Here is a 13,278-nt window from a genome sequence, read left to right on the forward strand (position 1 = left end):
TCATGGGCATCGGCGATCTGATCAGCGATATCACGCCGGACTCGGTCGAGGACGCGGTCGAGGACGGGGTCGAGTGGGCCGGCAACCGGGTCGAGGACGCCGGGAACTGGACCGCCGACCGGCTGGAGGACGTCGGCTGGGAGTCCGGTGCGGACTGGGTGCGCGAGCAGTCCCGTTCGGTCGCCAACCGGATGGGCGCCGAGGTCGACGAGATGGACCTCGGGCAGACCGAGGACAAGACCAAGCTGATCTACGGCAGCGCTGACACGATCCGCTCCACGGCGAAGAAGCTCCAGTCTTTCGCGACGTCCTTCGACAACGCCGGTGAAGGTCTCAAGGGCCTCAAGTCCTCCGAACTCAAGGGTGAGGCCGCCGAGGCGCTGCGCAAGACGGTGAGCACCCAGCCGCCCAAGTGGTTCAAGGGTGCCGACGCCTGCGAGAAGGCGGCCTCCGCGATGGAGGCGTTCGCCGGGACGGTCACCTGGGCACAGGGGCAGGCGCAGACCGCGATCGACAAGTGGAAGGAGGGCGTCAAGGCCTCCACCGACGCGGCCGACGCCCACCGCAAGAAGATCGACGACTACAACAGCGCGGTCGACCGCTACAACGCCCAGCCCGCCGACGAACGCAACCCCTCCACCCTGCCGCCGTGCCCAGCCCCGACCTTCACGGACCCCGGCAAGAAGCTGATGCAGGACGCGCAGGACCTCCTGGCCGAGGCCCGCAAACAGCGGAACACGGCCGCGGAGACCGCACGCACCGCGGTCCGCGCCGCCCGCGACATGGCCCCGGAGAAGCCTTCGTACGCCGAGCAGTTGGGCGACGGGCTCCAGGAGTTGCAGATCATGGGGGACCACGTCGGCGGCGGCATCATCAAGGGCACCGCGGGCCTGGTGAACTTCGTCCGCGGGATCAACCCCCTGGACCCGTACAACATCACGCACCCGGCCGAGTACGCGACCAACCTGAACAGCCTGGCCGCGGGGCTGGTTGTCGCAGCCAACGACCCGGTCGGCACGGGCAAGCAGATGGTCAGCGACTTCATGAAGGACCCGTACGAGGGCTTCGGACGTCTGCTGCCGGACGCGGCGCTGACCGTGGCCACCGGCGGTGGTGGCGCCGCGGTCAAGGCGCTCAAAGTCGTGGAGAACGCTGCGGATGCGGCGAAGGCACGGAGGCTGGCCGACAACTCCCCGAACGGCACCCACAACACCCCGGACGGGGACCGAAAGGCCGGCGGTGACCCGGTCGACCTCGCCACGGGACGGATGTATCTACCCCAGACCGACGTCGAGCTGCCGGGCATCCTGCGGCTGATGTTCACCCGCCGCACGGAGTCCGGCTGCCTGGTCGGCCGGTTCCTGGGCCCCGCCTGGACGTCCACGGTCGACGAGCGGCTGGAGATCGACGCGATCGGTGTTCTCCATGTCACCGCCGAGGGCCTCCTTGTTCCGTACCCGCACCCGGTACCCGGCGCCCCCACGCGGCCGGAGTCGGGTGGCGCCCGTACGCTGCTGGCCCGCGACGCGGACGGCCACTACACGGTCACCGCCTCCGACAGCGGCCTGACTTTCCACTTCACCGCACCGTCCGGGAGCGAACCGGGCGGTGACGGCCGTGCCTGGCTGTCCGGCGTCACCGATCGCAATGGCCACTCCGTCACCATCGACCGCGCCGAGGACGGGCTGCCGACGGCCCTGATCCACTCGGCGGGCCACCACCTGATGCTGTCGGCCGCCGACGGCCTGATCACCGCCCTGTCCCTGGCTGGCGCCGGCGAGGGCGGGGCGGACGTCCCGTTGATGAACTACGGCTACGAGGACAGGAACCTCACCACTGTCACCAGGCCCTCCGGTGCCACCACCGCCTTCGTCTACGACGACCGTCGCCGCGTCATCGCCTGGATCGACTCCAACGGAAGCCGCTACGACTACGTCTACGACGACCGCGACCGCGTCGTCTCCGAGGGCGGCGAGGCAGGACACGTCCAGATATCCCTGGCGTACACCGACCCGGACCCCGAGACGGGCCACCGCACCACCACGCTCACCACGGCCGACGGGCACACGACGCGCCATCTCTTCGGCCCCCGCTGCCGTCTGCTGGCGCTCACCGACCCCCTGGGCCACACCACCCGGTTCAGCTATGACGACCGCGGCAACCTCCTGACCCGTACCGACCCGCTGGGCCTCACCACCGTCTTCTCCTACGACGAGGACGGCCGCCTCGTGTCGGCCGTCCGTCCCGACGGCAGCGAAATGCGCACCGTGCGCGGACCGTTCGGTCTGCCGGTCGAGGTGGTCGGAGCGGACGGCACCCGGGTGCTGCACGAGTACGACGAACGCGGCAACCGCACCGCCGTCACCGACGAGGCCGGCGCCACCACCCGTCACACCTGGGACGACGCCGGTCGCCTCACCTCCGTCACCGATCCCCTCGGAGCCGTCACACGCGTGGTGTGCGACGCGGCGGGGCTGCCTGTGGAGGTGACCGGCCCGACGGGTGCCGTCACCCGCACGGAGCGCGATGCCCTCGGCCGCCCTGTGCGCACGACCGGTCCGACAGGCGAGGTCACCGTCTTCGCGTGGGACGCCGATGGCCAACTCGCCCGCCGCACGGGACCCGACGGCTCCACCGAGACCTGGACCTACGACGGCGAGGGTAACTGCCTGACCCACACCGACGCGTCCGGTGGCGTCTCCCGCTTCGAGTACACCCACTTCGACCTGCCCGTCGCCCGCACGGGACCCGACGGCGTCCGCCACGAGTTCGAGCACGACGCGGAGCTCCACCTCACCCGAGTCACCAACCCGCAGGGGTTGACCTGGGACTACGAGTACGACGCAGCGGGGAACGTCGTCCGCGAGAATGACTTCGACGGACGCACTCTCACCTACCGGGTGGACGCCGCCGGCCGCCTCGCGGCCCGCGTCGACGCGCTCGGCGGCACCATCTCGTTCGAACGCGACCGCCTGGGGCAGGTGATCCGCAAGGACGTCGACGGTCGGGTGACGACCTACGCCTACGACCGGGCCGGGCGCCTGCTGGAGGCAACCGGGCCGGACGGCGAACTCCGGTACCAGTACGACCGCCGCGGCAAGGTGAAGACCGAGCTGGTCGACGGCCGTCCCGTCATCTACGCCTACGATGCCCTGGGCCGCCGCACCCGCCGCACGACCCCCACCGGTCATGTCACCTCCTACGCCTACGACGCCGGCGGCAGGCCGGAGCACCTGACCACCGGCGGCCGTCGCATCGGCTTCACCCATGACGCCGCCGGCCGGGAGGTCTCCCGCGTCCTCGGCGACACACTCACCCTGGCCTCCGCCTGGGACGCGGCCGGCCGGCTGGCCGAACAGCACATCACGGCCGGGGTGCGGCCCGTGAGCGGCAGGTCCTACTCCTACCGCGCCGACGGCCACCTGGTCGCCATGACGGACCGGCACGCGGGCACCCGCACCTTCGACCTGGACCCGGCGGGCCGGGTCACCGCCGTACATGCCCATGGCTGGACCGAGCGGTACGCGTACGACACCGCAGGCAACCAGTCGTCCGCGACCTGGCCGTCCCGGCATCCGGGGAGCGAGTCCACCGGGGAGCGCGCCTACACCGGTACGGCGATCACCCGCGCGGGTGGGACCCGTTTCGAGCACGATGCGCTCGGGCGAGTGACCCTGCGGCAGAAGACCCGTCTCTCCCGCAAGCCCGACACCTGGCGCTACGAGTGGGACACGGAGAACCGCCTCACCTCCGTGACCACTCCCGACGGGACCCGATGGGAGTACCGCTACGACCCCCTGGGACGCCGTACCGCGAAGCAGCGCCTGGCGCCCGATGGCGAGAGCGTGACCGAGGAGACACGGTTCACCTGGGACGGGCTCACCCTGTGCGAACAGACCGACCACCGGCCCGGCGGGCCGCACACGGTCGCCCTCACCTGGGACCACCGGGACATCGTCCCCCTGACCCAGACCGAGCGCATCCTCACCGCGGACAGCCGGCAGGAGGAGATCGACCGCCGGTTCTTCGCCATCGCGACCGACCTCGCCGGCACGCCCACCGAACTGATCGACGAGTCCGGCGACATCGCCTGGCGGTCCCGCTCCACTCTGTGGGGAAGCACCGCCTGGGCCCGCGACGGCAGCGCGTACATGCCCCTGCGCTTTCCCGGCCAGTACTACGACCCCGAGACCGGTCTCCACTACAACTGCTTTCGCCACTACGACCCCGAGACCGGCCGCTACGCCTCACCGGACCCTCTCGGCCTCGCTCCCGCGCCGAATCCGGTCGCGTACGTGGGCAACCCGCACCGCGGGTGCGACCCTCTGGGCCTCATGCCGAAGTACACGAAGGAGGAGAAGGCTCAAAAGCGGGTCGACAAGGTCCTGGACGATGTCGCCCAGAGGGCGCAGGACGGCGGGTTCAAAAAGCATGCCGACTATCACGGGGACACGGGCCACGGTTTCAGCGACGAACGCGTCCTGGAGATCCTGAAGAACCCCGACGCCGTGTACCAGTCACAGGGCCAGGCAGGCAACTTCATCTATCGCAAGGACAATGACATCGCCGTGGTCTACGGCCCCGGCTCCAAGCAGGGCCAGGCCATCACGGCATACGGAGAGTCGGGTATCAAGGGTGAGTCCGGCGCCAGGGCGCTCGGTGGCAGTCCGTCGGATCCCGGCAAGCCGGTCACCCACGAGGACATTGTGGAGGGCAGAATTCCCGGCAAGTTCGGCAATCTGGCCCCCGGAGTGCAGATCAAATGAGGCGTGAATGAACACGAACCTGTCGTTCGACGACGACTGGCGTGCCACGGTGACGGGCGACCCGCTCTCCATCACCCCCCGCTTCACAGGCGACACCGTGCGCCTCGTGGAATACGCGGACGTGAAGGAGCGTGAGCAATTCACCATGGACACGTTCGGCAGCGAGCACCGGCTGTGGGACACGCCCGACGTCCTCCGGTTCGACCCGGCCAGCCGGAATCTCGTCGGGGCGGAATTCCAGATGCCGTACATCTCCGCGTCGTCCGAGACTTCCGATCGCGTTCCCACCCTGCCCGAGGTACGCCCGGGCGGGCTAAGGGCGGACGAGATCCGGGACTTCAGGCACGAGATGTGCACGGTGCTGTGCCGCGCTCCAAAGGACGGCGTGCTCATCTGCCTGCGTGGCCCCGATGTCCTCGACGAGCCGTTGGGCGCTCGTATCGGCATCGCCCCCGATGTGTCGCTTCTCGTCCAGCGCGGGGCGGTCGTCGGCTGGAGTCTCACCGACCCCGCACGCTACCTGACCACCGCCTACACCGCCCCGGATCCGGCTCCGCCGTCGCCGGCCACCCGTCGGCTGCTCACCGAATGCCTGGATCTGATCACCGAGCCGGTGGTCGACGATCTGGTGGACGGTGATCCGGCCGCCCTGGCCCGACTCCGCGCCGCCGACGCAGCTCTGCGCGCCCAGCACGAAGACCGGCACCGGGCTGACGTACTGCTGGAGCTGATCGCGACCTATGTGGACGACTACGGAAGCGCGTGACGGACGACTGTGCCTTCCGCGGAACTCAGTGCTCGCGGCCCGTAGCGGAGGCGAAGCCCAGCCAGGTGTGGCGGTTGCCCCACCAACACCAACCGACCTTCGGGGCGTTGCGCCGCTCGCGGCCGTCCCGCCCTGTGCCGTTGCTGATCCAGATCGCCGGGGTGCGAGCGTCCAGAGCACCGTTGGCTTTGCGCAGCCGGGAGCCGATGGTCATGAAGCAGCGGTTGCGCTCGAGGACCGTCGGCTGCTGAAGCACCCAGTGGATGCCTTCGGTGAGCAGTAGCGGGGTGCGGTTCTCCTTGGTGAGAGCGGGCAGTGCCTCCTCCGGGCTCCAGTTGGCCATGTGGTCGCCGCGATCGAGGCCTGCGACAAGGTAAAGAGGAGCATCGGGCAGCTCAACCGTGCAGGGCGCGAACAGGTCGACGTCAGGCATGTCGGTGATGACGAAGCCGGACTTGCCGTCGCGGCGGAGCAGCGGTGCAAGGGCGGAAGCGGAGACGCGGTCGGGATGCACGGCGAGCAGTGAACCGTCGTCTCCACGGCCGGCGGCCTCGGCGAACGTACGCAGCTCCTCAGCGGGTATCCCGGCGAGCTCGTGCACCCCAAGCTCGACCAGGCGTTCTGCCTGGATGGCCAGCGGCGGCAGAGGAGGCACGGTGACGGTAGAAGCGGTATCGGGCAACACTGTCCCTCGGTTCACGGTTGGCAGCAGCGGGCCCTGTGTCAAACGAGGCGGTGCACCGGAGTGTTCCCGGCGCAACGTAGCTGCGGCAGACGGCGCGCTCGTCCACGGCGACAACGCGCCCCCGATCAGCGGGCCACCCTGACCGAACTGGGCACCGAAGAACGCCACAGTCGGCGATCGTTGATCGGACGGAGATGCCGCACCGCACAGCCTGCTCCAAGAGGTGAAGCGCCGTCACATCAGAAGGGTCCGACGCGGGCACGCGTCGCCGGCGAACGATGAGGGCAGCGGCAGGCTGGAGCCGCGGTCGTGGCCACCTGGTGCCCAACACCCCGCACCAAGCGGCAGACCCGCTGCGCCGCCACTCGCTGAAGAAGTCGCTTCTGGCCACCAGTTGGTGCCAGAGGGCTGCCGGCTCGGCTCGTCGGCAGCTCCAGCCAAGCACTCGGCGTTCGCCATCCACTCTGCCGGAACGCCTCGTCAAGGTCACATGGCGTTCCGGCCGTCCATCGCTCCGCAAGTGATTGCCGGCGCGGCCAGGCAGGGCCACTGGGTTGCCTGCCGCGTTGTGCCACCGCACGGTCGACCAAGCCGGGCGGCACGTCGTGAGGCGCGCCCGGCTCGCACCGCCTGAACGCAGCTCAGGCGCGACCTGGACTGGCTCGTTGGTGCGGAGACCGGCTATCCGATGGGCACGACCATTTGGACCTGCGGCCCCTTGGGGCCCTGAACGACGTCGTAGTCGACCTCGGCGACCTCGGCCAGCTCCTTGAAGCCGGTTGTCCGGATCGCGGAGAAGTGGACGAACACGTCCGGGCCGCCGCCGTCTTGCTGGATGAATCCAAAGCCCTTATCCGAGTTGAACCACTTCACACAGTGCCACTAGCCATGCCTTTCCTTCATCACATGCACGTGCTGTCGCATCGCACTGGAGGGACCTCACCGTGGGAACACACTGCAGTGCTCCGAGCACCACAATTGATTCAGCAGTGCGCGACGACATCCAGAGCGATCTTCAGATGTCGCCCTGTCATGCCCTTCCCCTTGGTGATCCCGAAGGCGTACCTGTCGATGGTGGTGGTACCGGTCGCTGTCACCCGGTTGCCCTCATGGGAAACCCTGCCGATCGCGACGACGACCGGCTGTGTCACCCCACATACGGTCAATTCGCCGTGCAATGCGGCCTCGGAAGCCGATCGTTCCAGGACATGGCTGCGGAAACTGATCTCCGGATGCCGAGTCACGTCCAGGTAGTCAGCGGACTTGACGTGGTCGTCACGCTGCCGATTGCCGGACTCGAAACTACCTGTCTCCACGACGACCTGCACCGAGGACTCTTCTGCCGGGTCGGCCACGGTGATCCGGCCATGCCCGATGGCGAACGTACCTCGGACCGGGAACAGGCCGAACATGGCGCGTGCGGCGAAGCGGACCGTTGATGCCGCCTGATCGATCTCGTATGCACCTGCGGCTGGTAGGGACCAGTCTGCTGCTGCCATCAACTCGTAGCCTCCGTCTGCTGGAAATCAATCAGTGATGGGCAAGCCTCTCGCAGCCGCGGCGGTGGCACCAGCGTCTGGATGCAAGATCCGCCGCCGCTGAGACCGCACCGCCCGCGCTACGAGGTCACGCGTCGCTGGCGTAGAGGGCTGGCGCCCCCGGCATTGCTCACCGTCGATGTCAGGACCTACCGCCCAAAGCTCGCATCGCGGGCACCCGCTGGGCTGTCGAGTGCTTCCGGGCCGCGAAGCAGCAGTGCGGCCCGGACGACCATCAGATCCACCGCTCCCCGGCCGGCACCGTCGCATGAGTACGGCCCCAGGTCGGACGGCACAATGGCGCGGCGCCGCCGATCAGCTCCCGAAGGCGACGCCGGGCAGCCCCTCGCCGGCGTCCGGCAGCACCAGGAGCGAGCCCGACAACGGGTGCGGTCGGGCCAAGCCGGTTCGAGCCGTAGTGATGTAGAGGTCGCGCAGGCCCGGGCCGCCGAAGGTGCAGGCGGTAGGGCGGCGGACCGGGAGGTCGAGGGTGCGGTCGAGTGCGCCGGCCGGGGTGTAGCGGCGCAGTTGGCCGCCGTCCCACAGGGCGACCCATACACAGCCGTCGACGTCGACGGTCAGGCCGTCCGGGAAGCCGGCGCCTTCCTCGATGGTGGCCAAGGGGCGTCGGTCGACGGGGAGTTGCCCGTCCCATCGGCAGACGTCGATACGGCGGGTGGGGCTGTCGATGTAGTAGACGAGGCTGCCGTCGGGACTCCAGCCGGTGCCGTTGCTGACAGACACGGTGGGGAAGAGCTCGGTGGTGGTGCCGTCGGGGGTGACGCGGAAGAGGTTGCCGCCGCCAGTTTGCTCGTCATAGCGCATGGTGCCGGCCCACAGGGAGCCGTCCGGTGCGACGGCCGCATCGTTGCCGCGGCGACCGGGTACGGGGTCGCGTACGAGCCAGGAGAACGCGCCGTCCGCGTCGTAGAGTGCCACTCCGTCGCGGAGGTTGACCACCAGCCCACCGTTCTTGCGCGGCTTGGCCGCGCCGACGTGCTGTTCGGTGGCCAGCATCGTACGGCAGCCGCTGACCGGCTCGTAGGTGTGGATGCGCGAGCTCAGGATGTCCACCCAGATCAGCCGTTCGGTCGCCGGGTCCCAGGTGGGCCCCTCGCCCAGCACAGCGGACTCCCTGACCGCGACCTCGATGGCCGTCACCGGGTGCCGGCGCGATGTCCGAGGCTCAACGACAGGTCACCCGCGCCCTTGACCGCCAGCTCCGCAAGTTCGGCTTCGCGCTCCTGCGACCAGCGGATCATGGGTACCGAGATGGACAGGGCGGCGACGGTGCGGCCCGAGCTGTCGCGGACGGGGGCAGCCACGCAGCTCACATCCGGATTCGATTCCCGATGTTCGACGGCTGTGCCTCGCCGGCGGGTCTCGGCGAGGACGGCGAGCAGTTCATCGGGATCGGTGATGCTGTTGTCGGTCATCGCGGGCAGTTCGCCCGCCTCCTCGATCCTGCGACTCAACTCGTCGGTCGGGAGCGCGGCGAGGAGCATCTTGCCGACGGATGTGCAGTGTGCCGGGAGCCTGCGTCCCGCGGCCGAGACCATGCGGACAGCGTGGGTCGAGTCGACCTTGGCGATGTAGATGACGTCCAGGTTTTCGAGGATCGCGACATGGACCGTCTCGTCGCAGGTCCCGGCGACTTCACGGGCCACCCGCTGGCCTTCGGCGGCAAGGTCGAGCTGTTCCGCGTACCGGCTGCCCAGTTGGTAGCTGCGCACCCCTAGGCGGTAGCGGCCCGGCTGCCCGGGGACGACAACGAGATACGAACGCGCCACCAACGTCGTGACCAGCTCGTGCACCGTGGTGCGGGGCAGCTGGAGCTTGCGGGTGATGTCCGGTGAGGTGAGGGTTCCGTCGCCGTCCAGGAACAGTTCGAGTACGTCCAGCGCCCTGGTCACCGCGGGGACAAGTCGTCCCATGCTCCTCACCCATCCCTGCTGTTCGAAACTCCGGCCATTGCCCGGTATACCGAACACAGAGTAGGCACAGCCCCGTTCGGCGGGCAATGGTCATGCCGGTTCACCGAACGACGATCCTGCGGACATGTCTCTTGCGCAGTCCATTGACACTGCCGAGAGAGCTTGTCTACGGTCACGCCAACATTTCGAACGTGTGACGAAATCTCGAACAAGCAGATCCGGACTCTAGGGGCAACTGCCGTGCGCATCACGGGAATCAGTACTCATGTCGTCGGGACGCCCTGGCGCAATCTCACCTACGTTCTCGTGCACACCGACGAGGGCCTCACCGGAGTCGGCGAGACTCGCATGCTGGGCCGCACGGACGCATTGCTCGGCTACCTCCGCGAGGCGGAGGCGAACCACATAGCCGGTTCTGACCCGTTCGCCGTGGAAGATCTCGTGCGTCGGATGAAGTACGGCGACTACGGCCGGGCCGGCGAGATCGTCATGTCCGGCATCGCCGTCATCGAGATGGCGTGCTGGGACATCAAGGGCAAGGCCCTCGCCGTACCGGTGTGGCAGCTGCTCGGCGGTCAGGTGACCGACAGGGTCAAGGCGTACGCCAACGGCTGGTACACGACCGAGCGCACCCCGGAGGCGTACCACAAAGCGGCCCGGGAGGTCGTCGCACGTGGCTACCGTGCGCTGAAGATCGACCCGTTCGGCACCGGACACTTCGAGCTGGACCACGAGCAGAGCCTGTACGCCGTGTCCCTGATAGAGGCCGTACGCGACGCCATCGGGCCCGACACCGAGCTGATGCTGGAGATGCACGGGCGGTTCAGCCCCTCGACGGCGGTGCGGCTCGCCCGCGAGCTGGCACCGTTCAAGCCGGCCTGGCTCGAGGAGCCGGTGCCGCCGGAGAACCTCAAGGCCCTGGAGAAGGTCGCCGCGAAAGTGGACATCCCCATCGCCACCGGTGAACGGATCCATGACCGGATCGAGTTCCGGGAGCTCTTCGAGTCGCAGGCCGCCGACATCATCCAGCCGGACATCGGGCACATGGGCGGCATCCTGGAGACCCGCAAACTGGCGGCGACCGCCGAGACGCACTACGTGCTGGTCGCCCCGCACAACGTCGGCGGCTCGGTACTGACCGCGGCCTCGCTCCAACTGGCCGCCTGCACACCGAACTTCAAGATATTGGAGCACTTCAACGACTTCGCCGACGCGGAAATCAAGAAGGTGGTCAAGGGCGCGCCCCAGGTCGACCCGCAGACCGGCAGCTTCGAGGTCTCGCACGCTCCTGGGCTCGGTGTCGAGCTGGATGTGGACGCGGCGGCCGAGTTCCCGCAGCAGAAGGCCCGCTTCGACCTGTGGGCCGAGGGCTGGGAGCAGAGGGCGCCCCGGTGAGCCGCGTCACGAGTCCCCACCCCGGCGGGGCCGGCCGCTCGCCTGACGGCGTCAACCGCTCCCTGGTGATCGAGCGGCCCGGCGAACACCGCCTGATACACGGCGAGTTGCCGGTACCGGGCCCCGGCGAGGTACTGGTTCAGGTCGCAGCGGCGGGCATCTGCAGGAGCGACCGCGAGATCTACGACGGGCGCCGCGACGCCGCATTCGTCAGCTATCCCGTAATCCCTGGGCACGAGTGGTCCGGGACCGTCGGGGCGGTCGGTGAGGGCGTCGACTCCGCACTCGTCGGCCGTAAGACGGTGGCCGAGGGATTCCGGGCATGTGGGGTCTGCGGGCGTTGCCGGTGCGGAGAAACGAGCCTGTGCACGGGCGGTTACGCCGAGACCGGATTCACCGAACCGGGGGCGTTCGCCGACTGGCTCATCGTGCCCGCACGCTTGCTGCATTTGCTCGACGACGACGCCGATCTACGGGCCGCAGCCCTCCTCGAGCCCGCAGCTGTGATCGCAGCGGCAGTGCGCGCCGGGCGCCCGACGCCGGGAGAACGGATCGCCGTTGTCGGCGCGGGCACCCTCGGGCTGCTCACGGTCCAGTTGCTTGCCGCCTGCTCGCCCGCCGAGTTGACCGTGATCGATCCGCGCACAGAACGCGGCGAGCAGGCACGGCAGTTCGGGGCGACCGAGAGTCTTGTGCCGGGCGCTGACGAGGCTGCGGCGCACGGCCGCTTCGACCTGGTCGTCGAGACCGCGGGGGCGCCCACCACGGCCGCGTCGTCCTGCCTCCTCGCACGCCGGGGTGGCCGGGTGGTGCTCACCGGGATGTTCACACCGGGGGCCACCGGTATCGACCCGGTACATCTGTCGCTGAGCCAGTTGGAGATCCGCAGCGTTTTCGGGGCCTCCTCCTCCGCCTGGTCCGACGCGGTACGGGCCTTCGGCCTCGGACTGTTCGATCCCGCACCACTGATCACCCACGAATTCCCGCTGGAGCGGTTCGACGAGGCCATCGCACTGGTCGGCGGCACCGACCCGAAGACAGGGAAGGTGCTGCTCCGCCCCTGAGCCCAAGGCACCTGGACGGGTGTGCCTCGAACGGACCGACCCCACACACGCAGCCGTCTGATGCGCCGCGTGCCGCCGCACACCCATCAACTCGAACATTGTCCGATATCTCGAACATAGGAGCCCCGTGAACGCCCCGTCCTCACCCCGTCGCCCAGGCGCCGGCGCGCTGGCCGATATCGGTCACACCGTGCCCGCCCTTGACCCGGCCGACACCTCCGCGCACTCCTTCCCCGACGGCGGCACCTGGCGCACCGAGATTCCCTCGGTGGAGGGCCCCGAGGCACTGTCCGTCGTTCTCAAGGAAAGCTCGCGCCTCGACGTGCCGATCCACCGGATCAGCCAGGGCAGCGGCATCTGGATGCTGTCCGACAGCGAGATCACCGAGATGGTCGAGGGGACAGGCGAGCGCAACATCGAGCTCTGCCTGTTCACCGGCCCCCGCGGCACCTGGGACACCGGGGCCTCCGTCCGCACCGACTCACACGGCGCCGGACTGCGCGCCCGCGGGCACGACGCACTCGCCGGCTGTGTCGAAGACGCGGTACGTGCCACGGAGTTGGGCGTCACCTGCCTGCTCGTCGCAGACGAGGGCGTGCTCTGGACGCTGCATCGGGCACGCCTGGCGGGCGTCATACCGAGCGACACCACGCTCAAAGTCTCGGCCCTGATCGGCCCCGTCAACCCCGCCTCGTACGCCGTGTACGAGCAACTCGGCGCGGACTCGCTCAACGTCCCCTCCGACCTCACGCTCGCCCACCTCACCGAGATCCGCCGAGTCTCCGCCGCACCCATGGACCTGTACGTCGAGGCGCCGGACGACCTGGGCGGCTATGTGCGGATGTACGAGATCGCCGAACTGATCCGGCGCGGCGCACCGCTGTATCTCAAGTTCGGACTGTCGAAGACGTCCGGAATCTATCCCTACGGGGCGCATCTGCGCGATCTCACTCTCGACACTGCCCGCGAGCGCGTCCGCCGTGGCCGTCTCGCCCTCGACCTGCTGGCCCGGCACGGAGCGGACGGTGGCATGTCACCGCTCGGCTCGCGCCTGCACGGCCCGCTGAACCGGTTCAGCACGACCACCCCCGTTCACGTTCCAGGCGACGCGACCGAGAAGGACTCCTGAT

At 68.9% G+C, this 13,278-nt stretch carries 9 protein-coding genes and 1 pseudogene; 5 read left to right on the plus strand and 5 right to left on the minus strand.

All coding sequences use genetic code 11. From position 1 onward, the window contains the following. The first annotated feature begins 2 nt into the window (after positions 1–2). On the plus strand, positions 3–4,766 hold the full coding sequence (locus ABTX78_RS18900) for a putative T7SS-secreted protein (RefSeq protein ID WP_352207903.1): 4,764 nt from the start codon (positions 3–5) through the stop codon (positions 4,764–4,766). 7 nt (positions 4,767–4,773) lie between these two features. Continuing rightward, complete coding sequence (locus ABTX78_RS18905; RefSeq protein WP_352207904.1) at positions 4,774–5,532, plus strand: hypothetical protein; 759 nt, start codon at positions 4,774–4,776, stop codon at positions 5,530–5,532. A gap of 25 nt (positions 5,533–5,557) precedes the next feature. On the opposite strand, the gene ABTX78_RS18910 is transcribed toward ABTX78_RS18905, so the two are convergent. From ABTX78_RS18910 to ABTX78_RS18930, 5 genes and pseudogenes are all read right to left on the minus strand, one after another. After that, on the minus strand, positions 5,558–6,214 hold the full coding sequence (locus tag ABTX78_RS18910; protein ID WP_352208068.1) for a DUF5701 family protein: 657 nt from the start codon (positions 6,212–6,214) through the stop codon (positions 5,558–5,560). Positions 6,215–6,898: 684 nt separating this feature from the next. Next, positions 6,899–7,107: pseudogene (locus ABTX78_RS18915) on the minus strand (cold-shock protein). Positions 7,108–7,200: 93 nt separating this feature from the next. Then, positions 7,201–7,716, minus strand: a complete 516-nt coding sequence (locus tag ABTX78_RS18920) for a YceI family protein (protein ID WP_352207905.1) — start codon at positions 7,714–7,716, stop codon at positions 7,201–7,203. Positions 7,717–8,070: 354 nt separating this feature from the next. Beyond that, positions 8,071–8,916, minus strand: a complete 846-nt coding sequence (locus ABTX78_RS18925) for an SMP-30/gluconolactonase/LRE family protein (RefSeq protein WP_352207906.1) — start codon at positions 8,914–8,916, stop codon at positions 8,071–8,073. Further along, a complete protein-coding gene (locus ABTX78_RS18930; RefSeq protein WP_352207907.1) occupies positions 8,913–9,689 on the minus strand; it encodes an IclR family transcriptional regulator in 777 nt (258 codons plus the stop codon). Before ABTX78_RS18930 ends, ABTX78_RS18925 begins: the two co-directional genes overlap by 4 nt. A 240-nt stretch (positions 9,690–9,929) precedes the next feature. Between ABTX78_RS18930 and ABTX78_RS18935 the strand changes: the two genes are divergently transcribed. The 3 genes from ABTX78_RS18935 (at position 9,930) to ABTX78_RS18945 (ending at position 13,277) form a co-directional block, all read left to right on the plus strand. Further along, a complete protein-coding gene (locus ABTX78_RS18935) occupies positions 9,930–11,084 on the plus strand; it encodes a mandelate racemase/muconate lactonizing enzyme family protein (RefSeq protein ID WP_352207908.1) in 1,155 nt (384 codons plus the stop codon). Next, positions 11,081–12,148: a zinc-dependent alcohol dehydrogenase gene (locus ABTX78_RS18940; protein WP_352207909.1), complete on the plus strand. Its 1,068-nt coding sequence runs from the start codon at positions 11,081–11,083 to the stop codon at positions 12,146–12,148. The genes ABTX78_RS18935 and ABTX78_RS18940 overlap by 4 nt, the downstream gene beginning before the upstream one ends. Positions 12,149–12,275: 127 nt before the next feature. Beyond that, on the plus strand, positions 12,276–13,277 hold the full coding sequence (locus ABTX78_RS18945) for a hypothetical protein (protein ID WP_352207910.1): 1,002 nt from the start codon (positions 12,276–12,278) through the stop codon (positions 13,275–13,277). Position 13,278: the final 1 nt, after the last annotated feature.

The organism is Streptomyces sp. NPDC096193, assembly GCF_040302905.1.
GTDB lineage: Bacteria > Actinomycetota > Actinomycetes > Streptomycetales > Streptomycetaceae > Streptomyces.